Source organism: Sphingobium sp. IP1, assembly GCF_002708645.1.
Lineage (GTDB): Bacteria > Pseudomonadota > Alphaproteobacteria > Sphingomonadales > Sphingomonadaceae > Sphingobium > Sphingobium yanoikuyae.
Genome location: NZ_NOIW01000022.1, coordinates 1 through 23,170, shown reverse-complemented (window position 1 = coordinate 23,170; position 23,170 = coordinate 1). Strand labels below are relative to the sequence as shown.

Annotated in this window: 21 protein-coding genes and 3 pseudogenes; 16 read left to right on the top strand and 8 right to left on the bottom strand. The window is 61.5% G+C overall.

Annotated features, from left to right (window positions below; all coding sequences use genetic code 11):
* Positions 1 to 83: 83 nt before the first annotated feature.
* The 3 genes from CG471_RS10060 (at position 84) to CG471_RS10050 (ending at position 2,216) form a co-directional block, all read left to right on the top strand.
* The gene (locus CG471_RS10060) at positions 84 to 1,055 is read left to right on the top strand and encodes an alpha/beta hydrolase (protein ID WP_180275665.1); all 972 of its coding nucleotides are present in this window, start codon (positions 84 to 86) and stop codon (positions 1,053 to 1,055) included.
* A gap of 61 nt (positions 1,056 to 1,116) precedes the next feature.
* The gene (locus CG471_RS10055; protein ID WP_099231782.1) at positions 1,117 to 1,746 is read left to right on the top strand and encodes a pyridoxamine 5'-phosphate oxidase family protein; all 630 of its coding nucleotides are present in this window, start codon (positions 1,117 to 1,119) and stop codon (positions 1,744 to 1,746) included.
* The gene (locus CG471_RS10050; protein ID WP_099231813.1) at positions 1,746 to 2,216 is read left to right on the top strand and encodes a nuclear transport factor 2 family protein; all 471 of its coding nucleotides are present in this window, start codon (positions 1,746 to 1,748) and stop codon (positions 2,214 to 2,216) included. The genes CG471_RS10055 and CG471_RS10050 overlap by 1 nt, the downstream gene beginning before the upstream one ends.
* Before the next feature lie 404 nt (positions 2,217 to 2,620).
* Here the strand turns inward: CG471_RS10050 and CG471_RS10045 are convergent, their stop codons facing one another.
* The 3 genes from CG471_RS10045 to CG471_RS30595 all read right to left on the bottom strand — a co-directional run bounded on the left by CG471_RS10045 (position 2,621) and on the right by CG471_RS30595 (position 6,885).
* The gene (locus tag CG471_RS10045; RefSeq protein ID WP_099231812.1) at positions 2,621 to 5,137 is read right to left on the bottom strand and encodes a TonB-dependent receptor; all 2,517 of its coding nucleotides are present in this window, start codon (positions 5,135 to 5,137) and stop codon (positions 2,621 to 2,623) included.
* Between the two features lie 134 nt (positions 5,138 to 5,271).
* Positions 5,272 to 6,249 carry a FecR domain-containing protein gene (locus CG471_RS10040; protein ID WP_180275662.1) on the bottom strand — a complete coding sequence of 326 codons (978 nt, stop codon included), beginning with the start codon at positions 6,247 to 6,249 and terminating at the stop codon, positions 5,272 to 5,274.
* Between the two features lie 129 nt (positions 6,250 to 6,378).
* Positions 6,379 to 6,885: an RNA polymerase sigma factor gene (locus CG471_RS30595; RefSeq protein ID WP_037517457.1), complete on the bottom strand. Its 507-nt coding sequence runs from the start codon at positions 6,883 to 6,885 to the stop codon at positions 6,379 to 6,381.
* A 208-nt stretch (positions 6,886 to 7,093) separates the two neighbouring features.
* Between CG471_RS30595 and CG471_RS10030 the strand changes: the two genes are divergently transcribed.
* From CG471_RS10030 to CG471_RS09990, 10 genes are all read left to right on the top strand, one after another.
* The gene (locus CG471_RS10030) at positions 7,094 to 7,672 is read left to right on the top strand and encodes an RNA polymerase sigma factor (RefSeq protein WP_306552739.1); all 579 of its coding nucleotides are present in this window, start codon (positions 7,094 to 7,096) and stop codon (positions 7,670 to 7,672) included.
* Positions 7,673 to 7,780: 108 nt separating this feature from the next.
* The gene (locus CG471_RS10025; RefSeq protein WP_180275661.1) at positions 7,781 to 8,761 is read left to right on the top strand and encodes a FecR family protein; all 981 of its coding nucleotides are present in this window, start codon (positions 7,781 to 7,783) and stop codon (positions 8,759 to 8,761) included.
* A gap of 122 nt (positions 8,762 to 8,883) precedes the next feature.
* A complete protein-coding gene (locus CG471_RS10020) occupies positions 8,884 to 11,397 on the top strand; it encodes a TonB-dependent receptor (RefSeq protein WP_143560179.1) in 2,514 nt (837 codons plus the stop codon).
* Between the two features lie 213 nt (positions 11,398 to 11,610).
* Positions 11,611 to 13,242, top strand: a complete 1,632-nt coding sequence (locus CG471_RS10015; RefSeq protein ID WP_099231778.1) for a PepSY domain-containing protein — start codon at positions 11,611 to 11,613, stop codon at positions 13,240 to 13,242.
* On the top strand, positions 13,239 to 13,541 hold the full coding sequence (locus tag CG471_RS10010) for an iron transporter (protein WP_099231777.1): 303 nt from the start codon (positions 13,239 to 13,241) through the stop codon (positions 13,539 to 13,541). Before CG471_RS10015 ends, CG471_RS10010 begins: the two co-directional genes overlap by 4 nt.
* A complete protein-coding gene (locus tag CG471_RS10005; RefSeq protein WP_099231776.1) occupies positions 13,538 to 14,365 on the top strand; it encodes a DUF3325 domain-containing protein in 828 nt (275 codons plus the stop codon). The genes CG471_RS10010 and CG471_RS10005 overlap by 4 nt, the downstream gene beginning before the upstream one ends.
* A complete protein-coding gene (locus CG471_RS10000; protein WP_004207406.1) occupies positions 14,362 to 14,724 on the top strand; it encodes a hypothetical protein in 363 nt (120 codons plus the stop codon). The genes CG471_RS10005 and CG471_RS10000 overlap by 4 nt, the downstream gene beginning before the upstream one ends.
* 4 nt (positions 14,725 to 14,728) lie before the next feature.
* On the top strand, positions 14,729 to 15,241 hold the full coding sequence (locus tag CG471_RS31230; RefSeq protein ID WP_257211491.1) for a hypothetical protein: 513 nt from the start codon (positions 14,729 to 14,731) through the stop codon (positions 15,239 to 15,241).
* A 36-nt stretch (positions 15,242 to 15,277) separates the two neighbouring features.
* Positions 15,278 to 15,541, top strand: a complete 264-nt coding sequence (locus CG471_RS31225; protein ID WP_257211490.1) for an energy transducer TonB — start codon at positions 15,278 to 15,280, stop codon at positions 15,539 to 15,541.
* A gap of 64 nt (positions 15,542 to 15,605) precedes the next feature.
* Positions 15,606 to 15,965 (top strand): hypothetical protein, encoded by a 360-nt coding sequence (locus tag CG471_RS09990; protein ID WP_099231775.1) that lies wholly within the window; start codon positions 15,606 to 15,608, stop codon positions 15,963 to 15,965.
* Between the two features lie 164 nt (positions 15,966 to 16,129).
* Here the strand turns inward: CG471_RS09990 and CG471_RS09985 are convergent, their stop codons facing one another.
* Complete coding sequence (locus tag CG471_RS09985) at positions 16,130 to 16,381, bottom strand: hypothetical protein (RefSeq protein WP_099231774.1); 252 nt, start codon at positions 16,379 to 16,381, stop codon at positions 16,130 to 16,132.
* 336 nt (positions 16,382 to 16,717) lie between these two features.
* Between CG471_RS09985 and CG471_RS09975 the strand changes: the two genes are divergently transcribed.
* Positions 16,718 to 17,856, top strand: a protein-coding gene (locus CG471_RS09975; protein WP_099231772.1) for an IS3 family transposase whose coding sequence is annotated in 2 segments (ribosomal slippage) — positions 16,718 to 16,985 and positions 16,985 to 17,856 — 1,140 coding nt in all. Because the reading frame shifts where the segments join, the coding sequence is not laid out codon by codon here.
* A 36-nt stretch (positions 17,857 to 17,892) separates the two neighbouring features.
* Here CG471_RS09975 and CG471_RS09970 read toward each other — a convergent pair.
* The gene (locus CG471_RS09970; protein WP_180275660.1) at positions 17,893 to 18,255 is read right to left on the bottom strand and encodes a DUF6538 domain-containing protein; all 363 of its coding nucleotides are present in this window, start codon (positions 18,253 to 18,255) and stop codon (positions 17,893 to 17,895) included.
* A gap of 309 nt (positions 18,256 to 18,564) precedes the next feature.
* Here CG471_RS09970 and CG471_RS09965 point away from each other — a divergent pair, with 309 nt between their 5' ends.
* On the top strand, positions 18,565 to 19,860 hold the full coding sequence (locus tag CG471_RS09965; protein ID WP_099231770.1) for a tyrosine-type recombinase/integrase: 1,296 nt from the start codon (positions 18,565 to 18,567) through the stop codon (positions 19,858 to 19,860).
* 95 nt (positions 19,861 to 19,955) lie between these two features.
* Here the strand turns inward: CG471_RS09965 and CG471_RS09960 are convergent, their stop codons facing one another.
* Together CG471_RS09960 and CG471_RS09955 are read right to left on the bottom strand one after the other, a co-directional pair.
* Entirely contained in the window at positions 19,956 to 20,147 is a 192-nt protein-coding gene (locus CG471_RS09960; protein WP_099231769.1) for an AlpA family transcriptional regulator, read from the bottom strand.
* 195 nt (positions 20,148 to 20,342) lie between these two features.
* Positions 20,343 to 20,681 (bottom strand): annotated as a pseudogene (locus CG471_RS09955) (transposase); the annotation flags it as partial.
* Positions 20,682 to 20,833: 152 nt separating this feature from the next.
* On the opposite strand from CG471_RS09955, the pseudogene CG471_RS09950 reads away from it, so the two are divergent.
* A pseudogene (locus CG471_RS09950) lies at positions 20,834 to 22,130 on the top strand (IS110 family transposase).
* 210 nt (positions 22,131 to 22,340) lie between these two features.
* On the opposite strand, the pseudogene CG471_RS09945 reads toward CG471_RS09950, so the two are convergent.
* Positions 22,341 to 23,047, bottom strand: a pseudogene (locus CG471_RS09945) (IS3 family transposase); the annotation flags it as partial.
* Positions 23,048 to 23,170 lie beyond the last annotated feature (123 nt).

The window sequence follows — 23,170 nt, the reverse complement described above, 5'->3', positions numbered from 1 at the left end:
TTATCAGGAATGAGGGCAAGGATTATCTCTGTCTCCAGAAGCTGAAGCCCTTGCTCAGCGACCCCAACAGGGTGGAGGACATGATGAAGAAACTGGTCATTTCGATGCTGCTGGCGACCGCCGGCATCGCTGCCTCGGCCGACGCGATCGCCGCGCCCGCCAGCGCCGTCGCCACGCAGGCTGCGGCCGCCACCGTCCATTATCGCAGCGCCACCATCGATGGCGTGAAGATGTTTTACCGCGAAGCCGGCCCCGTCGACGGCCCGGTGGTGCTGCTGCTCCACGGCTTCCCGACATCGTCGCACATGTTCCGCAACCTGATCCCGCTGCTCGCCGACCGCTATCATGTGATCGCGCCGGACTATCCGGGCTTTGGCCAGAGCGACGCGCCCGACCATCGCCAGTTCACCTATAGCTTTGCCCATTATGCCGACATGGTCGACACGCTGATGGGCAAGATCGGCGCCCAGCGCTACGTCATGTATGTCATGGATTATGGCGCCCCGGTCGGCTACCGCCTCGCCATCAAGCATCCCGAGCGGGTCAGCGGCCTTATCATCCAGAATGGCAATGCCTATGAGGAAGGGCTGGGCGCCTTCTGGGATCCGATCAAGACCTATTGGCAGAGCGGATCGGCCAAGGATCGCGAGGCGCAGGCCTGGCTCGTCGGCCTGGACGCCACCAAGTTCCAATATACCGATGGTGTGCGGGACGTGTCGCGCATCAGCCCCGACAATTGGGTGCAGGACCAGGCCTTGCTCGACCGGCCGGGCAACAAGGATATCCAGCTCGACCTGTTCTACGACTATCGCACCAATGTGCCGCTCTACCCGGCGTTCCAGGCCTTCTTCCGCGAACGCAAGCCGCCGACGCTGATCGTCTGGGGCAAGAATGACAAGATATTCCCCGAACCCGGCGCGCATCCCTACAAGCGTGACCTGCCCGATGCGGAGATGCATATTCTCGATACCGGCCATTTCGCCCTGGAAGACAAGCTGGATGAAATGGCGCCGTTGATCCGCGACTTCCTCGACCGCAAGGTCGCGGCGCGCTGAACCCCCGGCGGGGCCATGGTCATGCATGGCCCCGCAACGGACGGATGATGGGAGATAGACCATGTCCTACGGTTTTCTGGATATCGCCACGACGCCGAGCGTCCGCGCGGCGCAGGCGGAGGTGGGCGCGTACGCCCATTGGGCGGCGTTCAGCGGCAATCGCGCCTTTGACCGCTTCACCGACAATGAAGCCCATTTCCTGGCGGCCCGCGACAGTTTTTACATGGCCACCGTGTCGGAGGATGGCTGGCCCTATGTCCAGCATCGCGGCGGTCCGGCCGGTTTCCTCAAGCTGGTCGACGACCGGACGCTGGCCTTTGCCGATTATCGCGGCAACCGCCAATATATCAGCACCGGCAACCTCGCTGCGAACGACCGGGCCTGCCTGATCCTGATGGACTATCCCCGCCGTGCCCGGCTCAAAATCTATGTCCATGTCGAGAAGCTGGCGCTCGATGCCGATCCGGCGCTGACCGATCTTGTCATGGACAAGGATTACAAGGCGCGGGCAGAACGTATCTTCCGGCTGCGGCTGGAGGCGTTCGACTGGAACTGCCCGCAGCATATCACGCCGCGCTTCACCGAGCGCGAGATCGAACAGGCGGTCCGGCCGCTGCATGAGCGGCTGGCGCAACTGGAAGCCGAGAATCAGGCGTTGCAGGATCGCCTTGCCAAGATGGGAGACGCATGATGGACAATGTGAGACCGCCGTTGCCACCCTTCACCCTGGAGAGCGCGATCGAGAAGGTGCGCCTGGCCGAGGATGGCTGGAACAGCCGCGATCCGGCGAGGGTGGCCATGGCCTATACGCCGCTCAGCCAGTGGCGGAACCGGGCCGAGTTCGTCAATGGCCGCTCGGCGATCATCGCCTTCCTGACGCGCAAATGGCAGCGCGAACTGGATTATCGGCTGATCAAGGAATTATGGGCCTTTGCCGACAATCGCATCGCGGTGCGCTTCGCCTATGAATGGCATGACGACAGCGGCAACTGGTTCCGCTCCTACGGCAACGAGAATTGGGAGTTTGACGAGAGTGGCCTGATGCAGCGACGGCTTGCCTGCATCAATGATGCACCGATCAGCGCAGCGGAGCGGAAATTCCAATGGACGCAGGGGCGCCGGCCTGATGATCATCCGGGGCTGAGCGAGCTAGGGATGTAGGGCAGCTGCCAGCAGAGAAACGCGATCGCCAGTGCGACGGCATATCGGTTGCTCGTCAGATGTGATCGAAGCTGGTGACCCCTACGGGAGGGAGGCGGTGTTCCAGATGAGATATATTTAACAGTATGTTATAAGATTGTTCAATAAGCAATTTCGATGCCTCATGGACCAGTTAAATGGACCGGGAGACTTCCGACATGTCTATGCGCTACACACGGGTCGACGGTCTGGTTCTGAGCCCAAAGTTCAAGAAAGCAGACGCTCGTGCCGTACAACTCGACCGCAGTTTGTTGGCCATTACGCCGCCCCATTCCATTCCTTCGCGATAGAGATGGCCGCCATTGTAAGCAGATGAGCCGGCAGCATGTGGCGCGCTGCCATCAGCGCGCCACATGCTGTGACGATCAGATCTTGTAGCGCAGCGTCGCCAGGACGTTGCGTGGTGCCCCGATGAAGTTGGAACCGGTGGGTGCCCCGACATTCTCGTAATAATATTTGTCGAAAACATTGTTCACATTGACCGTCACCGTCGCCCGGCTGGATGCGGCATATTTGATCGACAGGTCGAGCAGCGCGTAGCCGTCCTGCTGGACGAGGCCGCCATAGGGCGCGCTGTAAATCTTGCTCTGCGCCTGCAACGTGCCGCCCAGCGTCCAGCGGTCGAAAGCACCAGGCAGACTATAGGTCGTCGAAAGCTTGAACAGCCCACGCGGCAGGTTCGTGCCGTAGCGCGTACCATCGGTATAGATACCGGTCGGATTATAGCTCGAACTGCTCAGATGTTTTGCACTGTTATAGGTATAGCCGCCCGAAAGCTGCCAGCCCTTGGCAAGTTCGCCCGACACTTCAAACTCCACGCCGCGGCTGCGGACCTTGCCGGAGGGGGCGTAGCAGGCGGTGAGGCCGGCAGCGCATTCCGAGGCGAGCAATGCCATGGGCAGGTTGGTCAGTTCGATCTGGAACAGCGCCAGGCTGGCGTTGAGGCGGCCATCCCAATAGCTGCCCTTGACGCCCACTTCGTAATTCGCGCCCTCCTGCGGAGCGATGATCGCGCCAGTCCGGGTCAGGTTGTTCTGCGGATTGAAGATTCGCGTCCAGCTGGCATAGAGCGAGTGGTTGCGGTGGAAATCATAGACCACGCCGACATAGGGCGTGAACTGCCCCTTCACCTTGTAATCGGCGGTGCTGTAGATGGCGCCGGCCCAGCCATTGGCCAGTTGCTGCTTGAACCAGTCGAAACGCCCGCCCAGGATCAGCGTCAAGGGTTCGGTCACTGACAACCGGGCGGTGGAGTAGACGCCGATCTGCTCGCGCTTCTGATCACGCAGATACATGGTCCAGTCGCCCGTGATGGTGGGCGCGGGCACGGAACGCGGGTCCCAGTCCAGCGGGTCGAAGCTGACCGCGGTAAAATCGGTGGGTGCGCCGATATCGTCCCATGTCGCCTTGCGATAGCTGCCGCCGACGACCAGTTCGTGGGTCTGACCGAACAGGGTCAACGGACCGGAGGCATAGCCATCGAGGCTCAGCTGGTCGCGATCATAATGATAGGCGAGCGCCGCGCCGCCCAGATTGAAGCGCGTTTCACCGGCCGCGGAGGTGGCATAGGACAGGAAGGTGCCGATCATCGACATCTCGCTCTGGATTGCGGTGGCGGCCAGCCGGGCCTTCCAGCCATTGCCGAATTCATGGTCCAGATTGGCGAAATAGGTCGCGCTCTTCTTGTCCCAATAGGACCAGCTGGGGCTCATGCGGGTGGAGCGGGCTATGTCCAGAAAGCTGCCGTCCGCGGCCGTGCCAAGGCCATTCCAGTCGACGCCGGGATTATCCTCATTGCTGTAGCTGGCGCCCACGGTCAGCAGGGTAGAAGAACCCAGATCCGCCTCGACTATGCCATAAAGCGACATGCGCTGATTATGGTAATCGTCGATGAAGCTGTCCTTGTCCTGATACGTTACCACGGCACGGGTGCGCAGCGTGCCTGCGCTGTTGACGGCGCCGCCCACATCCATCGTGCCCAGAAAATTGTTCCAGCTGCCTGCACTGAGCGTGAAGATCGCCTGCGTCTCCCGCGTGGGGCGCTTTCGAACCAGGTTGATCGATCCGGCGGGTGTGCCAGCCCCCTCCATTAGTCCTGCTGCGCCGCGTACGACCTCCACCCGGTCATACATGTCGAGAATACCGGTGGAGAGCGCCGCCTCCTCATATTGCACCGGCATGCCGTCGATCATCAGGTTGTCGAGCTGGAACATGCGGGCATTGAAGCGATAGCGCTCGCCGCCCCATTTGGTGAGATAGAGGCCGGGCGTGGCGCGGACCACGTCGCTCAACGTGGCAAGACCCTGATCCTCGATCCGCTGGCGGGTGACGACCGTCAGCGACTGGGGCGTTTCACGCGGGGATAGCAACAGCTTCGTGGCCGTGCTCATCGCAGGAATGGTGTAGGAACCGCTGGCTTCGGTCGCAACCGGATCGCTGGTGATGCCGGCGAAGCTGCCCGAACCGCTGCCGCCATCCGCGCCTTCGACCCGCACCGGACCAAGCTGCACGGTGCCATTGGCAGCCTGCGGAGCGGGGTGCAGTTCGACCGATTTGGGGCCGATGAAGCGAAAGGTCAGGCCGGTGCCGCTCAGCAGGCGACTCAGCGCCTCGGCCGGGGCGAAACTACCGGCAACTGCGCTGCTGATCTTGCCGTTCAGCAGATCGGATCCGGCCGTCACCTCCACCCCGGACTGGCGGCCGAACAGGATGACGGCATCGGTCAATGGCTGGGCGGGCACATTGATGCGGCGCTGCGCGCTGTTGGGCGATGTTTGCGCCATGGCGGGCGACAGCAGTGCTGCCCCCGTCACCGTTGATGCGAGCAGGCCGATGGCCAGCGCGCGCCCGAAATTTTGCCCCAATATGCTAACGTCCGTCAATTCTGCCTCCAACTGCACGAGGAGGTTACGGACATGCTATTGCCTCGCAAGAACTCCTCTCCCTCGCTGGACGCCTGAGCGGTGGAGCTTTTAACCAGCGACCGTAATTTTCCGTCGAAAATCTTTCCGCGCGGTCAACGACCGGAAACGATCAGCAGCCAGGGCGTGATCCGGGTGACGCGCCCGCCATAGGGATGGACCATGGTTTCCAGCGCCTTCGCCGGATCATTGGCATGATAGATGCCGCTGATCGGGCGGGCTGCAAGGCTGGCGTCGGTGACGATGATATGGCCGCCAAACCATGGGCGCAGTTCGTCGATCGCGGCGGCTATGGTCAGTCTGCGCGCCAGAATATCGCCGCTCTGCCAGGCGCCGATAAGGTCGGGCTGCTCGGTCCCGGTTTTCAGCGCAGTGTCGGCGGTGGCCATGGCCCATTGGCCGGCCGTCAGTTCCCGCGCCGGCGTGCCCCGGGCCTCCACCCGCACGCGACCGTGACGTACCGCCACCGACGTCGTCGTGCCGATCATCCGCACGTCGAAGCCGGTACCCAGCACGCTAGTGGTGACATGGCCCGCCATGACCCGGAAAGGCCGGGCCTTGTCCGGTCGGACCTCAAACCATGCCTGCCCGGACAGGAGGCGGATGTCGCGATGCCCCTTGTCGAAGGATGCCGCGATGGCGCTGTCCGGGCCCAGCCGGATGTGGCTGCCGTCGTCCATCGCCACCATAAGGGTTTCGCCCGCGCCGGTGCGATGATCGGCGCGCAGGTGCAGCAGCAACGATGGCCCAGCCAGGACGCCCACGCAGACTGCCGCCACAGCCGCGATGGTCAATCTGCGCCGGCCATGGAACCGCCACCCCGCATGGCGGGGCGCGGGCGCCGGAAGCGATGGCAGAATGGCGCCGGGAGCCGCGTCCCACCTGTCCCGAAACGCCGGTTCGCCATCGGCGATGGCATCGGCCGTTTCCGCCATCCTGGCCCAGGCGATGACATGACGGGCATCGGCATCCAGCCAGTCGTCGAAGGCATCCTTCAATGCTGCGTCGTCGGGGCGCTCCTGCAGGCGGACGAGCCAGTCGGCGGCTGCAAGGCGCAAGCTTTCTTCCGTCACAGACCACCTCCATCGCCAGTCCGGCACGCCCTAAAAATCGGACGACTGGGCATGGCGCTCCTCCACAGGACCACAGACGATCGGGCCGCGCGGAATTTAAGCGGGGGGAGGAAAATGTGCATGGGCCGTTCACTCATCGCGATAGTCGTCACAGGCCGCCAGCCCCTTCACGATCAGGCCATGGACAAAGGGAATGGACACGCCCAGCCGCTCCGCAATCTCCCGCAGCTTGTAGCGGCCGATGCGGTGCATCTCTATGGCCAGCCGCTGGCGTTCGGGGAGGCGCGCCAAAGCCCTCTGCACCCGAGCCAGTTCCTGACGGGCGATCAGGGCCTGCTCCGTTCCTGGCGCATTGTCCTGGACCGTGCGTTCGGCCTCTTCCATATCGCCGCCTGCGATCCGATCATAGCGCCTTGTCCGGCGCAGGGCGTCGATCGCCAGATTGCGGATCATCCGCCGCAGGAAGCGATCCGGATTCTGGATCCCGTTCTGGTCTTCGATCGATGCGAACGATATCCAGGCATCCTGCACGATATCTTCGGCCCTGGCCCGATCACCGAGGATGCTGGCGGCATAGTCAACAAGCGCCGGGCGCTGCGCCGCATATAATCGCGCTGCTATAGTCGCTTGTTTCAACGCCCCCGGCTCCTGCGAACATGCGCAAGGCCCATCCGGCGAAGAGCAATTGCGATCGATTCTCAAAAAGGCGCATAGAGGAAGAGCCTGATCGCTGCAATCCATCCTGCAGCGGACGTCGGGTCGTTGCCAACCACTGCCCCTGTCCATCAGCCAAAAGCAAGGAACAGCGCGGTATGTGATTGAACACACCGCCCCAATAACAGTCATGCACGAGCGGCACATGAGTTGTTGCGAGCGATTATCAATGTGCGTAATGCGTCGGCAGATAGCGATGCTCAACAACGCCGCAGCCCTTACGCGCCTGCTCCTGCAAGAGCGCACGTCGCTCCTGCGACTTGTCGAAAGCATATTGCGCGATCGGCCGGCAGCGGAGGACGTTACGCAAAGCCTCTGGTTCAGGGTGCAGCGTATCGAGGATGATCCGCCAATCCTGAACAAGCGGGCCTATCTGTTCAGGCTGGCAGCCAATCTTGCGAAGGATCGCATCAGGGCGGACGGCAGATATGCTGCCCTGTTCCACGCCGCCGATACGCTCCCCGAGGAAATCCCGGCCGACATGGTTGGAGCCGATACCGAACTGTCCGATCGCCAGCGTCTGGCCGTGACGATGGCCGCCATCGACGAACTTCCCGCGCGAACCAGAGAAATCTTCATCCTGCGCAAATTTGACGAACTTACTCTGGACGACATTGCGCATCGGATAGGGATTTCCCGCAGCATGGTCGTCCGACATCTCCAGCAGGCCTTGCGACATTGCATGACCCGACTAGGGGAAAGCGAATGAGGCGATTTGTTGGCTTGCGGAGTGTCCGGATGCCGCTTTCGAACGTCAATGATTATGGAGAGCGTGAAATTTCCATGGTTGAGGCGGGAGAAGCGATCGGAATGCACTATGGGCGCTGACGACGATGCCCCGGATCCGATCGAGGATGCCGCGACGCGCTGGACGGTTGAGCAGGATGCCGGCCTGACCGATGATGGCATTGCGGCCCTGGAACAATGGCTGGGCAGCGATCCCCGTCACCCGCCGGCCTTTGAAAAGGCCCGTGCGGCGTGGCACTTCATGGGGCATCCGGCCATTCGTTCGGAAGTGACGCAGCGCAGGCTCCGCGAGCCGCCATTGCCGGGCTATCCGCCGGTCGGCCGACCGGAAGGCAAAAGAAAATGGATTGCGCCGGCCGTCGCGGCCAGCGTCGCCCTTCTTGTCGCGGGCGCGATCGGGGACTGGCCGACGGCGCTGCGGTCCGATGCGATGACGGCGACGGGCGAACAGCGCACCATGACCCTTGCCGATGGATCGCAGGTCCAGCTCAATACCGACAGCGCCATATCCATCGATTACCAGCCGGATCGCCGGATCGTGCATGTGCTGAAAGGCGAAGCCGCCTTTTCGGTGGCGCGCGATCCCCGGCGCCCATTCTCGGTCGAAGCGAAAGGCGGAACGACCACGGCGCTGGGCACGCGGTTCATCGTCGATCGTCATGCCGACAGGACGCAGGTTACCGTTACCCTGCACAGCGTTCGCGTGGCAGCGCCGGGCGCCGGGGCCTCCATCGCGATCGTGAAGGAAGGGCAGTCCGTCAGATATGACAGGAACGGCGTTGGTTCCGTTCGCATAGTCGATGCAAATGCGGTCTCCGCCTGGACCCGCAAACGGCTTGTCTTCGTGGACCAGCCGCTGCGAGCCGTGGTGGCGGAACTCAATCGCTATCATCCGGGATATATCGGCATCATCGGCACCGATCTGGGCAACCGGCGCGTCAGCGGGATTTTCCGCACCGACAATCCCGTCGCCGCGCTCGACACACTCCAGGCATCCTTGAAGCTGGCTTCCATCCGTCTCACCGACCGGGTGATTTTCATTCACGGCTGAACCCACAAAAAAATTCGGCTCCCCGGTTCTCACTTCGAGATTTGAGACGTCATGTTCTTGAAGGCGCTTCGCATTAGCGAATTGCCATTCATATCAGATGCCTGAATTTTGGGGGTTAACACGTGAAGATTGTAGAGGCCGGCAAGGCTGCTGTGGCGGGATTTCGCACTGTCATTCCGGCGACGTTGCTCGCGACGACCGCGCTGGGCGCCGGGATCGTCATGCCAACGAGCGCCTATGCCCAGGGGCGCAGCTATAATGTGCCTGCCGGGCCGCTGGCCGTTGCGCTCAACCGCCTTGGCGAGGCAGCCGATATCGAAATCATCTATGATGCAGACCTGACGAACGGCATTGCCAGTCCGGGCCTTCAGGGCAGCTATGGCCCGGCCGAGGCGCTATCGCGCCTGCTGGTCGGAACAGGCCTCACCTTCCGGCAGAGCGGTGCGCGCTCCTATACGCTTGAAAGAGCGCCCAGATCGGCTGAGGGGGCGGTCCAGCTGGGGCCGGTGAGGGTCGAGGGCGCAACTGCAACCATGACGGCCAACGGCACCGATGGCGCGGATCTTGCCCTGACGATGACCGAGGGTACGAAGTCCCTTGCCGGGCAATATGCACAGGTCGGCGGCAAGTCGGCGCAGCGCCTGCGCGACATCCCCCGCAGCGTCACGGTGCTGACCGCGCAGGAGATCGAGGACAAGGATATCACCACCGTGACCGCCGCGCTCGATCAGGTGACCGGCGTCTACGTGGCCTCCTATAATGCCCGTACCCCCGTATTCTATTCGCGCGGCTTTCTGATGCAGAATTTGACGATAGACGGCGGCAGCCCCATGCGCATGCATGACGGCCTGCAATCGATCATCAACGGCGTCGGCCTACCCAATCTGCTCGCCTATGACCATGTCGAGGTGATGCGCGGTGCGGATGGACTCTATTCGGGAAACGGGGACGCCAGCGGCACGGTCAACCTTGTGCGCAAGCGCCCGACGACCAAGCGCCAGATCAAGTTCGCCGCCTATGCGGGAAGCTGGGACAATTACCGCGCCGAGCTTGACGTGGGCGGGCCGCTCAATGCTTCGGGCACATTGCGGGCGCGCGTGGTGGCGGGCTGGCAGGACGCGGATTCCTATTTCACCGGCGCCTATACCAAGGACAAGTTCGGCTATGGCATCATTGAATGGGACGCAGGCGCGCATACAACGCTGTCGGCGGGCCTGAGCTATGACGATCTGAACACGCAGAAATATGAACGCACATTGGCATGGCGTTCGGGCAGTCTCGGCACGCCGGAGAATCTGCCGATCCTGTCGAAGCGGGATTCCTGGATGCCCGAATGGTCCTATGACAAGGCGCAGACCCTGCAATATTTCGCCAAGGCCAGCCACGATTTCAGCCCCGACTGGAACCTGACCGTCAACCTCACCCGCAGCGAAGTCGATTCCGACGAGCTTTATGGCTATTATGGCATCGGCATCAATTCCGATGCGGCAGTCCCCAGCGGTTTCTTCATGCGCTGGATGTCGCACGGCTATTCCAACCAGACGATGGCGGACGCCAATTTGAAGGGCAAGTTCACCTTGTTTGGCCGGCAGCACGACGTTGCCGTCGGCGCGAACTGGTCGCGCAGCGACGCCAATTCGACCAACCCGATCGGCAGTATCGCCGGCGTGACGGTCGAAGACTATCTGACCTATTATCGCTACGCCAAGCCGACCAAGGCCGAAATCGCCACCTGGAGCGGATATGGCACTTGGGGCAGCGTCTACAGCGAAGACGGCTGGGTCACGAGCCGTTACGGCTTCTGGGGCACGCTGGGCATGCATATTGCCGATCCGGTCAAGGTGATTATCGGCGGGCGCTACAGCCGCAACGAGAATTTCCGGGGCCAGACGATCGGCAAGTTCGTGCCTTACGCGGCCGTCACCTATGACGTCTCGCCCGACTGGACGACCTATGCCAGCTACTCCGAAATCTTCGAGCCGATGCAGAACATCGTGCCGATCGGCCAGTGGCACGAGGATGCCACGCAGATCAGCTTTTCGGACAAGCCGACCACCGGCCGCAACTTCGAGGGCGGCGTCAAGGGTGACCTCAACGGAGGTGCATTGCAGGCGGCCTTTTCGGTGTTCTACATCGAGAAGAACAACGTCTATGTGAATGATGAAACGCAGGGGCAGGTCGTCATCCCCGGCTATGGCACCACCTATATGCAGCGCGTGGCGAAGCTTCAGACCAGCAAGGGGTTCGACGCCGAACTGAAAGGCGCGCTGACGCAGAGCTGGCAGATTTCCGCTGGATACACGTTCAACGTGACCAAGAACAAGGAAGACGACGAAGGCGGCCCGATCCTGCTCTGGGCGCCCAAACATTCGGCGCGGGTGTGGAGCACCTATCAGCTTCCTGATGCGCTGGAGGGGCTGCGCCTTGGTGCCGGCGTCCGCGTGTTCGGCAACTCGGACTTGCGCAAGGGCTATGCCGTGATCGGCGCCAGTGCCGATTACGAGATCAACCGGCATCTGACGCTGGGTGTCTACCTCGATAATCTGGCAAACAAGACGTATCGCGTCTCCACCAGCAGCGCGGCGACTTATGGCAATCCCCGCAACTTCATGGTCACGCTGCGCGGAACCTACTGAGCCGATGACCCGCGCGAAACCTCTGGCGTTCCCAGTCGAAGGTTTCGCGCGGGATATGGCGGCGAAGGCCCCGCTCCAGAGGTCGCTCTGCTTGGTCAAGCAAGCCACGCGCGGGCATGGGCCGTGTCACGTTGCGAGAGAAAATGTGAAAATCCGCAGCGGTCAAACGTCTAACTGACAGACGCTCTCCAAACGGTATTGAAAAGCAATCGCATGAAAGACGCATTCCGCCAGTCGATGGCCTGGCTGCACACCTGGGTTGGACTGGTGGCAGGCTGGCTGCTGTTCTTCGTTTTCGTGACCGGCACGGCGGGCTATTTCCAGCAGGAGATTAGCCGCTGGATGCAGCCTGAGCGGGTGGTCACGGTGGCGCCGGCTGAGGTCGATCGCACGATCCTGACCAACCGGGCCATCGAACGATTGACCACAGTCGCTCCGGTCGCCGCGAGTTGGCAGATCATCTTCCCCTACCGGCAACAGGGGGACCGCGACTGGCAGAATTTCTCCGTCCGCTGGGAGGAAATGCCGAGCGGGACGCATGACTATGGCGCCAGCAGCAATGAGCGCCTTGACCCGGCCAGCGGCGCCGTCCTGCCGCCCGATCCCGAACCGCGAGAGACGGCGGGCGGCTTTGGCCTCTACCGCATGCACTATGCACTGCACTACCTGCCCTATGACTGGGCGATCCGGATCGTCGGCATGGCCACGATGCTGATGCTGCTGGCGATCGTCAGCGGGGTCATCACCCACAAGAAGATCTTCAAGGACTTCTTCACCTTCCGCCCCGGCAAGGGCCAGCGTTCCTGGCTGGATGCGCATAATGTGGTCAGCGTGATGGCGCTGCCCTTCTTCCTGATGATCACCTATAGCGGGCTGGTCTTCTTTCTCTTCGCCTACATGCCTGCCGGCAAGGACGTGGTCTACGGCACCGACCCGGAAACGAGCGGGGCCTATTATGATGAACTGTACGAAGGCGGAGAGCATAGGCATGCACCGATAGGCCGTCCGGCAGCACCGCTCGCGCCCATGATCGCACAGGCCGGCAAGGCGTGGGGCATGGATCAGATCGCCTGGATCACCGTCGAGCGGATGGAAGGCGAGGGGCCGGCAGTGGAAATCACTCACGTCCCGATGGGCCTTGGGCGGAATGATGCGGCAACCATGCGGTTCAACGCCGACACCGGCCAGCGCCTGCCCGATGAGCCAGGCTCCAGCGGCGCGCCGGGCGTGACACAGAGCGTGCTGTTCAACCTGCATGAAGGCCTCTACGCCGATATGTGGGGGCGCTGGGCCTATTTTGCGTCCGGCCTGCTTGGCTGCGCGATGGTCGGTACGGGACTGGTGCTGTGGTCCGTCAAGCGGCGCCGCTTTCATCTGAACGAAGACCGCGGGCATCAGGAGCAGTTCGGCGTGCGTCTGGTCGAGAGCCTGAACGTCGCCACGATTGCAGGCTTGCCGCTGGCGGTAGCGGGCTTCTTTTGGGCCAACCGACTGCTTCCGGTCGACATGATGGACCGTGCGGCCTGGGAATATCACAGCCTGTTCGCGCTGTGGCTGGGTACGCTGTTCTACGCGCTGGGCCGTCCGCTGCGCAGGGCGTGGGTTGAACTGCTCTGGGCAAGCTGCGCCGCTTTCGCCTGCGTGCCGCTGCTGAATGCGCTGACGACCGGGCGGGGTCTGCCGGTCTCGCTGAGCGAGGGAGACTGGGTATTCGCCGGGTTCGATCTCACCATGCTGGGCCTCGCCGGTGCCTTCGCCTTCACGGCTCGCAAGGTGCAGCGGCGTTTGCGGTCCGTGCCGGCGACGACTGCCCGTCAACCCGTGCTGCGGGCGGCGCAGGCATGAGCCGGGGCAAGTCCGTTTCCGTGGGCTACCGCCTGGCGGTTGCATCGCGGGTCGCAGGCGCATTTCTGGGCGGTTATGCGCTGATCTCTGCCGCAACCGTGCTGCTCGCGCTCGTCTGGCCGCTTCCCAAGGCGCAAGCGGTGCTGAGCGCATCCATGTTGAGCTTTGCGCTCTATGCGGGGTTCGTCATCTGGGCCTTCCATATCCGTCGCCTGCGGTGGATCTGGGGCGTCGTGCTGTGCGGCACGGCATTGCTGAGCGCGGCGGCATGGCTGCTCGGTGCGGGAGGCGCAGCGTGAGCGGCGTGCATCTCTCCATGCTGGCGCTGAGCTTCCTTGGCTTTGTGGCGCTGGCCGTGGGCATGGAGCGCCATGCCAAACATCTGCTGCGCATCGTGCCCGCGCCGCATTGGCGCCTGGGCGCGCGAATTGGTGGCTGGGTGCTACTGGCAGGCGCATTGGCGCTTGGCATCGCCGGGCTTGTGACGGCCGGAGTCGGCATTGCCATATGGACCGGATGGATTGGCCTCGCTGCGGTCGCACTCGTCTTCGCCCTGCCGAAATGGCCGTGGCAGCCGCCGGTCAAGGCCAGCACGGAGCGTAGCCCGCGCAAGAAGACCGCGCTGGTGGTCGAAGTGCCGATCCGCCAATCGCGGCGTTGGATCGGCTGGCTTCTGCTGCCTTCGACCGCCGGGGCCTTCGTCGTTGCCTTCGCACAGGTGGAGACCAAGCCCTTGCAACGCGAGGATGCGATACATGGTCAGGTCGGCCCCTGGACTTTCACTTTTGCCGAGACTGACCGTGATGGCCCGGAACTGGTCGACATGGATGTGCCGATGAAAGCCTATCGTCTGCGCTTTTGCGAAAGCTGCGACAACCAGATCCTGCGCGTCACCCTCAAGGTCAATCGCCCACGCGCCATGCGCGCTTCGGGCGTTGCGTTCGAGGGCGCGCGCTGGGAGCGTTCGACGCAGATCCAGTTGCCCTCCAATCTCACCGCCAGGAGTGAATTATGGATGACGGTCGTGGGCAAGGACGGCGCGGTCCATCAGACATCGTGGCCGATGGCCGCCGTCTCGCCTGCGACCGTCACTTGGTTCGCCAATCAGGAGCGCACGAAATGACAGCTGTGAGAAAATCTCTAGCCTGTGGGCTGGCCGTCATCATCGGCGGCTTGTCGATGCCTGCGCTGGCGCATGAACCGATCCTCAAATGCGTGTTGCTGGACCCGGCGACTGTCCGGTGTCGGGGAGGCTATGCCGAAGGGGAAACAGCACAGGGCGAGCGCCTTGAGGTAATTGATCATGCCGACAGGCGGCTGCTGGCCGGCAAACTGGGCAAGGATGGCACGCTGACCTTCGCGCGGCCCAAAGGCCCCTATTATGTCCTGTTCGACATAGGGCCCGGCCATCAGGCGATCGTCGAGCATGATGAGATCAGCCTGCCCAGGGCGAGCGACCGCGCCCGTTGGGTGAGGAAATGAGAGCATGACGGTCAATCGCAGCAGCGCGCGGGTGGCTCCTCTGGCCTATGATGCGTCGGACGATCCTGCCCGCCAGATGGGCCTCGTCGATATGGGGGCGATATCAGCAGCGTCAGAATGGGGGCCGTCGGGTCGCTATGCGGACCAGCCCATGAGCCTTCAGACGCGGCTGTTCGGAATGGGCGGGGTTTGCTGCGTCGCCATGGTCATAGCCGCTGGCCTGTTTTTGTCCTGGCAGGTCTACACTGCAGCAAAGCCAACGCCCGCGCTCAGCCTGTTCGACATTGCCGCTCCAGCCGCACCGCCCGAACCGCAGCGGCAGGCGCCCCCAGGCCCCGAGCAGGTCCAGAAGGAAAAGGCGCAGCTTCAGCCCGATCGCCCCAGGATCGAGGTTCCCGAAATCGCGATCCCAAGCCAGAACCCGGTCACGCTGGTTGCGGCCAAGCCTGTCATCGATCCCGACCCGCCGATCGAAAAGACCACGGCTCCGGAAACCAAGCCGGCACCGCCCGCGTAGAAGGCCAGCGATGCCAAACCCAGTTGGGAAGGCCTTGTGCTGGGCGCGCTCAACAAGGTGAAGCGCTATCCGCGGGAGGCGGCGTTCCGGCGCCAGCAGGGCGTGCCCTATATCCGCTTCGTCATGAACCGCGATGGCAAGGTCTTGTCTGTCCGGCTGGAGCGGTCCTCGGGCGTCCGCTCCCTCGACGAGGAGGCTCTCAGCCTGCCCAAGCGCGCCGCGCCGCTGCCCAGACCGCCTGAAGAGGTGAAGGGCGACAGCATCGAACTGGTGGTCCCCGTCGAATTTTTCATGTCCTGAAAACCTTCATTGAGAGAGTGTCTCATTGGCAATAATCGCCCGAGGATCGCCGCGTCGAACGGCGATGGCGCTCAAGCGCCGTTCGTTTATCGAACAGCGCGTCATCCGCATGCTGCGAGGAGACCAGACCGATGATCGGGCCCTGTTCCTCTATGAGGCGCAATTTGGTCGGCTTCGTGATCTGGCGCACCGCGCAGGCATGCGGGTCAATGTGCCCGGCACTAGCTGGCTCGGCCGTGATGAGCTTTCGCTGCTCGCCTGGCTGGCGCAGGCGCAGCGGGTACTGAGCTACACGAAATCATTCCATCGCGACGCCATGCTTACGCTCACCGTGGTTCACTGCGCTGGCACTCTCAACGCGTTGGGTATTCAATTGCCGCCTCTCACCCTCCAGCATGCGTCGACGGTCGAGGGGACCGAATAACGTCCCACCTCGCGCGGTGCAAAAGTCGGCCATGCGTTCTGTGACAGGCGGTTCAGCAGCCCATCTCGGTCGTGGCGAGTAGGGAGTCCGATTCGGGCTCTCAGATCGCGTCCGCATCATCGAGATGCCGCTTAAGATTTTGCAGCATCCAATGGACCAGAAATTTATGCGCCGAACGAACCAGCGTCATGTAGGCCCGGCCGGATCTGATCCAGCAGCGGCAAGCATGCCGCATGCTTCTTCGGCCGCGTTGGCAGCCGTGCCATCGCGTCGCGAAAATCGATGACCATGTCCCGGTCGACATCGGCGACATTGATGTCGCCGAATAGTTTGGCGAAACGACGGATCGAAACGCGCCATTCATCGCAACGCTTTCGCGCCGAAGCGGGCTGCTTGGCGGCCCAGTCCTCGTACACCCTTGCCGGAAACGGCGCCTTTCCGCATCGCGGTCGTCGCATTGTGCCGTGAATGGATGAGCGCCTGCATCGATGGGTGGCGATAGGCAGGGTCGGGACTGCCCGGCAGAGGATGGCTATCACCGGACTGAAGACCCAATTCCTCCGCCATAGGGCATTTCAGATGGTCTGTTTCAGCCAGAGCGATCCCATCGCGTTCGTGAGAAATGGCTTTGTCCATACTGCCCAACTCGACGGACAGTCTGTTAGATAGAGGTGGCCTGGAGAATCTGGACAGCAGGATAAGTGGATTTTCTGCCTGACGGCGGCCAGGATGGCCGCGTGACAGGAGTAGCGATGAGTAAACGACCCCGCCGGAATCACAGCCCGGCTTTCAAGGCGAAGGTGGCATTGGCTGCCGTGAAGGGCGAGAAGACGCTGGCCGAGTTGGCGCAGCAGTTTGACGTGCATCCGAATCAGATCACGACATGGCGTAGCCAGTTGCTGGAGGGCGCGGCAGGCGTATTTGGTTCGGACAATGCATCGGAGACGGCCGAACCGCCGGTCGATGTGAAGACGCTGCATGCCAAGATCGGCGAGTTGACGCTGGCGAATGATTTTTTGGCCGGCGCGCTCGGGAAGGCCGGTCTGTTGCCGAGCGCAAAGCGATGATCGATCCTTCGCACAATTTGCCGCTGGCGCGACAGGCGCGGGAATTGGGAATCAGCCGGGGCAGCGTCTATTACCTGCCCAGGCCGGTTTCGGAGGCTGATCTGGCGATCATGCGACGTATCGACGAGTTGCACTTGGAATTTCCGTTCGCGGGTAGTCGGATGCTGCGCGATCTGCTGCGGCAGGACGGCATCGAGATCGGTCGCCAGCATGTCGCCACGCTGATGAAGAAGATGGGGATCGAGGCGATCTACCGTCGCCCGAACACATCGAAGCCGACGCCGGGGCACAAGATTTACCCCTATTTGTTGCGCAAGCTGCCGATCGTGCGGCCCAACCAGGTCTGGGCAACGGACATCAGCTACATCCCGATGGCGAGGGGGTTCGTCTATCTCGTGGCGATTGTCGACTGGTTCAGCCGCAAGGTCCTAGCCTGGCGGGTGTCGATCACGATGGAGGCCGACTTCTGTGTCGAGGCGCTGGAGGAAGCGCTGGCGCGCTACGGCAAGCCGGAGATATTCAACACCGACCAGGGTAGTCAGTTCACTTCGCTCGCCTTCACCAGCGTGCTGCTGCGCGAGGAAATCGCCATCAGCATGGACGGTCGGGGCGCTTGGCGCGACAATGTGGTGGTCGAACGCCTGTGGCGCTCGGTGAAATATGAGGAGGTTTACCTCCACGCCTACGCCGCAGTCAGCGAAGCCCGGGCATCGATCGGTCGTTATCTGAACTTTTACAACGCGAAGAGGCCGCATTCGAGCCTCGGCGCCAGGACCCCGGACCAGACATATTTTGACAATCTGCCGGTGGCGATGGCAGCATGAAATTGGCCGCCGATATGGGGCGTCACTCCGGTCGGGCTACGCCCTCCCTCCTTGACGCCCCATATCGGCAGTTCGATCACGAAACCGGCAGACGATCCACTTATCCCATGCCGATCCCTGTTCAGACCAACCCGGCCACCTCTGATAGCCATCGATCGCATCCGTGCCGGCAAGCGAGTCCCGTGCCTTGAGTCCAAGCTCGATCAGTTCGAACTTTTTCAGCCAGTCATGTTGGCGAGCAGTGCCCAGTCGTCGGGCTTCGCCGAGGTCGTCCGTGCAGAGTGACTGCTTGATTTCTGCCTTGCCGATCTGCCCCCGATAATGGGGCGGTACGACCATGCGGAACCGATATTGCGAGGAGTTTTTGCGCCTTAAGGGGGAGAGCAATCGAGTGCTCATATGGACCACCTAAATGGACCGCCTGACCTCGTGATATGGGCGCACCTGCCGGAGTTTCTCGCAAATCTGCGGAAAATCGCCGAAATGGTGACCCCTACGGGAATCGAACCCGTGTTTCAGCCGTGAGAGAGCCAGATTTTGAAGTGCGCCAGACGTCTTGAAGCCTCCTGAAACTAACGAAATTCCGCCGTTTCTGCGACAATTGATGCTTGTAGGGGTCTGTGCGATCCAGTAGGTATATTGAGGATTTATTGAGGATGCCGACATGGCGCAATATCGAGGATTTATTGAGGAAGTGAGAGTGGCCTGATGGGGCGAGTTGTCAGAGAGGTTCGTTTGCAGGAGCGAAGCGCGCGGGCGCGATTGGCATCCCGCAAGCTTCCTTACTGGCGGGTGGTGTCTGAGGGACGGCACCTCGGCTATTATCGCGGGAAGAGTAAGGGGACATGGTTCGCGCGCTTCCGCAGGGCCGGTGCTTCGGACGATTATATCCAAATCAAAATCGGTGAGGCGGATGACAGGGCTGAAGCGGATGGTCAGTCGGTATTCAACTGGAAGCAAGCGCTTGATCGTGCCAACGACTGGTTCGAAAGCTTCGATGGAATCCAGGCGGGGGCGCCTGACCTTGACCTCTCGCTCACAGTCCGAGATGCGGTCGAAGCCCACATAAATGATAGCGACGAAAAAGTGTCTGAGCGCGTAGGTAGGGCGGTCCGTTCCACCGCATCGTTTAAGCTTACCCGCTACGTCCTTGGTGATGAAAAATTGTGCGCGCGAAAACTCGCTGAACTCTCTGAGGCAGATCTCAAATTGTGGCAAAGGGGGTTGAAGGGAATCAAGGGGACGACGAAGGCGCGGATCGTAACGGATTTCAGGGCCGCGCTTAACGCCATTTATGAGGAGAAGCGCCGTTTTCTCCGAAGCGATTTCGCGGTTACGGTCAAGCATGGCCTGAAGCCCACTTTTTCCGAAATGGCCACCAACGAAGAGGTTGCGAGAGAGAATCAGGTTCTTGAGGATCGTCAAATTCGTCAGATCGTGCAGGCCGCGAAAGAGCATGACGAGGAAGGCGACTTCGCTCTCCTTGTTTTGCTTTTGGCCGCGACGGGCGCGAGATTTTCTCAACTGGTTAAAATGCGAGTCTGCGACGTTCAGTTTGGTCATGCGCGCTTGTTGATACCTCCTTCCTCGAAGGGCCGGGGGAAGGCGAAGCCATATATTCGCATGCAGATCGGTCAAGATGTACTGGGAGTGCTTAGGGCCGCGTGCCAAGGAAGGCAAAGCAATGCGCCTCTCTTGGAACGATGGCATCATCGCCAGACAGGACCCGCAGCGTGGGAACGGGCGGGTCGCCATGGCTGGAAGACTCCATCCGAGATGCGGAGGCCGTGGATTGATCTCATGGAGAAGGTAAATCTTGAAGGTGTCATACCTTACGCTCTCCGGCACTCCTCAATTGTTCGCGGGTTACGATTCGGCCTCCCGATCAGGCTCGTGGCTGCCAATCACGACACGTCGGTGGCAATGATTGAGCGCCACTATGCCCGTTGGATCAGCGACAGCCTTGACCACCTATCCGCCCGGGCAATTGTTGACCTGGTATGAGGTTGCCGCCTGAATATCACGCGGAACCGCACCTACTGAAGCGCGGCAGATATTCGACCTGCAAGAACAAACGCAATGGCATTTTATCCGTTCGGTTACGTCTGGACGTAACCCTCAGGATTTTGGATCCAAAGTTGTATTTGTGACGCTGGCCATCCGACAGAGCGAGGGCCAATTCGCACCGACCTCGGGAAAGTGCCGTCTTTTATGCGGCGGTAAATAAGGGATTTCGGGCAGCCGGTCGCATCAATCACTGCACTCAATCTCAAGATCTTGTCTTCAACCATAGCAAACCATCCACCTAATGGTCTGCCCGCCGCCTACATAGTGCAACGAATGTGCGAGCTTAGCAAGAGGGTGAGGGAAACGACGAGGGGGGCGATGATCGCGCCGTTCATCAGTCCACCTCCCCTTCATAGTCAATATCGACCACCTAAGGATGCTCCGGTGATCTGCCCCCACCGAGTGGACCGATTGGAGTGTTAGTGGATTAATCCCATCGCCGCCATATCCGGACGGAGGTGGAGCGAAGCGGAACCGGAGGCCGGATATGGCGGTGTCGCCGTTTCTGGTGCCGGTGGTCGGTATCCCAGGCTGCTATGCGGGCGGACGGTGTTGTAATGCCGCCGCCAAGCTTCGATCAGCACCCTGGCCTCGGCGAGGCTGTAGAAGATCTCACCATTGAGCAGTTCGTCGCGAAGCGACCCGTTGAAGCTTTCGTTATAGCCATTCTCCCATGGTGATCCTGGGGTGATGTAGAGCGTCTTCACACCGATCTGACCCAGCCATTTCTGGACAGCGGTCGCGATAAATTCGCTCCCATAGCACATTGGGAAGCGGCCTGTTGAAGGCCGGATTGCCTTGATGGAGGCAAGGGCGCGTAGCGCCCGCAGACTTCATCAAGGCGGCCATGACCGGTCAGCAGGTCTCTAAAGTGAAGTTGTCGACTCAACCCTTTGGAGACTGACCGATCATGACCAAGCGCAGTTCTACTCCCGCCGACGCCGTGCTGGTAGCCATCGATATGTCCAAGCACCGCCAGGAAGTTCTGCTTGAACGACCGGAGGGCGGCCGCCGGCGCCGCATGACAGTGATGGCGACGAAGGCGGATTATGATCGCCTGGCCGACGATCTGACGATCATTGGCAAGCCCGTGATTGTCGGTTTCGAAGCGACTGGCAACTATCACCGCACGCTGGCGCATCGATTGCTGTCCGCCGGGTTTGAGTTGCGCCTGATCTCGTCGGTCGCCTTGGCCCGGACGCGCGAAGCGCTGCACAATGGCTGGGACAAGAACGATTCCAAGGACGCGCAAGTGATCCTGCATATGTTGAGGATCGGTGCGACCCAGCGCTATGTCGATCCGCTGGCAGCCGGTATCAACGATCTGCAGGAGATGTCGAAGACGCATGAAGCCATATCAAAGGCGAAGACCCAGGCCTGGCATAGGATCCTGACCCACTACCTGCCGCTGTATTTCCCGGAGATCGAGCGTTTCGCCGGCAACAGCCGGTCTGACTGGTTCCTGGCGCTGATCGAACGTTTCCCGACGCCGGGGAGCATCATCTCGATCGGCCGCGAAGCCTTCACTGAACAGGCCTGGCCGTTGATCGGTCGCAAGGTCTCCAAGGCCCGGGTAGTCAACGATATCTATGAGACCGCCTCTGCATCGATCGCGCTGCCGATTGACGAGGATTCCACTGCGATCACGATGTTCCGCATGGTCGTCGCTCAGGCTCGTACCCTGATCCAACAACGCAATGAGATTGAGCGGATCGCCCATGACGCGCTGGCCGCGAACCGCGATTATCAGCTTCTGCGGATGATCCCAGGCATCGGACCGATCAATGCCCTGACGATCCTTGCCGAGGCCGGTGATCTGCGCCGCTTCAGCCATCATCGCCAGTTTCTCAAGTTCTGTGGCCTCGACCTCGCTACCTGTCAGTCCGGCATGTTCCGCGGTCGGACCAAGCTGTCAAAGTATGGCAATGCCCGGTTGCGGCGTACATTCTGGATGGCGACGCAGGTCGCGATCCGCCAGCGCGACAACAGCTTCCGCGATAAGCTGGGGCGCTATGTCGCCGGGTATCCCAACGACCCCGATCGCCGTCGCAAGGCGATGACCGCGCTCACCGCCAAAATGGCGCGCGTTGCGCATGCCGTCATCAAGACGGGAACCGAGTACCGTCCGTTCGTCGAACGGGCGGACACCAGATGGAAGGACCCCTCTCTGTGCAGCCGTGAGGGCGCTACCGCGACCCTGTAGATAATGTTCGGGCCTTCCATCTGGCATCCGTATCTCATTTTAAGGACGGTGAGGACCACGACCCACGCGGCTGCTGGATCCTGTGTTTGCTATGGCCGAGAGCGCATTCCTTGACGATGGAAGCCATCTGGATCATAAAAATCATCAGCGCCGATTACACTCGGCGCAACGAGACCTGCTGGCCTTTGCCCGCTGCTGCTTCCCGACATAGGACGTTATCTGACCGTATATGTGCAGGCGGGCCGCGCGAGATGAACAGGTCCGCCAAGGCCGCCAGCACATCCTCATGTTTGAGCTGTCGCGCAACGATAAGCGCCAGACATTCCCTGCTGGCCTCGTCGATGATCGTCAGGATGCGGAACTTGCGGCCGTCATGCGTGCGCCCCTCGACGAAGTCGTAGGCCCACACATGCCCAGGATACTCAGGCCGCAGGCGGATGCATGATCCGTCGTTGAGCCATAGACGCCCGCGTTTGGGCTGGCGCTGCGGCACCTTGAGCCCTTCGCGCCGCCATATCCGCTCGACCCGTTTATGGTTCACCGTCCACCCCGCATGGCACAGCAACGCCGTGACCCGGCGGTAGCCGTAACGACCATATTGCTTTGCCAAGGCGATGATGTCCTCCGTCAGCGCCTGTTCGTCATCCGCCCCACGCGGCACTTTACGCTGTGTCGATCGATGCTGCCCTAGAACCCGGCATATCCGTCGCTCGGATAGCCGGACTGGCAGATCCCGTCGTATATGATCGATGCAGCGCCGTCGCCGCGCGGGGCTCAGAAGTTTCCCCGTGCAGCTTCCTGCAATATCAGCTTGTCCAGCGTCAGGTCCGAGATCGCCCGGCGCAGCCGTTGGTTTTCCTTCTCCAGATCCTTCATCCGCCGTGCCTGGTCGGTCTTCAGCCCGCCATATTCCTTGCGCCAGCTAATGGGATGGACGGCTCTCCCACCCCGGAGCATCGTTGTGCAACCGGCAGTCGAAGGAGAGGAATGATGACCATCGATGTACTTGGTATTGATCTGGCGAAGAATGTCTTCCAGCTGCAT

Coding starts and splice junctions, on each gene's coding strand:
- CG471_RS10060 (WP_180275665.1), top strand. CDS start 84: ATGAAGAAACTGGTCATTTCGATGCTGCTGGCGACCGCCGGCATCGCT.
- CG471_RS10055 (WP_099231782.1), top strand. CDS start 1,117: ATGTCCTACGGTTTTCTGGATATCGCCACGACGCCGAGCGTCCGCGCG.
- CG471_RS10050 (WP_099231813.1), top strand. CDS start 1,746: ATGGACAATGTGAGACCGCCGTTGCCACCCTTCACCCTGGAGAGCGCG.
- CG471_RS10030 (WP_306552739.1), top strand. CDS start 7,094: ATGCACGAGCGGCACATGAGTTGTTGCGAGCGATTATCAATGTGCGTA.
- CG471_RS10025 (WP_180275661.1), top strand. CDS start 7,781: ATGGGCGCTGACGACGATGCCCCGGATCCGATCGAGGATGCCGCGACG.
- CG471_RS10015 (WP_099231778.1), top strand. CDS start 11,611: ATGAAAGACGCATTCCGCCAGTCGATGGCCTGGCTGCACACCTGGGTT.
- CG471_RS10010 (WP_099231777.1), top strand. CDS start 13,239: ATGAGCCGGGGCAAGTCCGTTTCCGTGGGCTACCGCCTGGCGGTTGCA.
- CG471_RS10000 (WP_004207406.1), top strand. CDS start 14,362: ATGACAGCTGTGAGAAAATCTCTAGCCTGTGGGCTGGCCGTCATCATC.
- CG471_RS31230 (WP_257211491.1), top strand. CDS start 14,729: ATGACGGTCAATCGCAGCAGCGCGCGGGTGGCTCCTCTGGCCTATGAT.
- CG471_RS09990 (WP_099231775.1), top strand. CDS start 15,606: ATGGCGCTCAAGCGCCGTTCGTTTATCGAACAGCGCGTCATCCGCATG.
- CG471_RS09970 (WP_180275660.1), bottom strand. CDS start 18,255: ATGAGCACTCGATTGCTCTCCCCCTTAAGGCGCAAAAACTCCTCGCAA.
- CG471_RS09965 (WP_099231770.1), top strand. CDS start 18,565: ATGGGGCGAGTTGTCAGAGAGGTTCGTTTGCAGGAGCGAAGCGCGCGG.
- CG471_RS09960 (WP_099231769.1), bottom strand. CDS start 20,147: ATGGTTGAAGACAAGATCTTGAGATTGAGTGCAGTGATTGATGCGACC.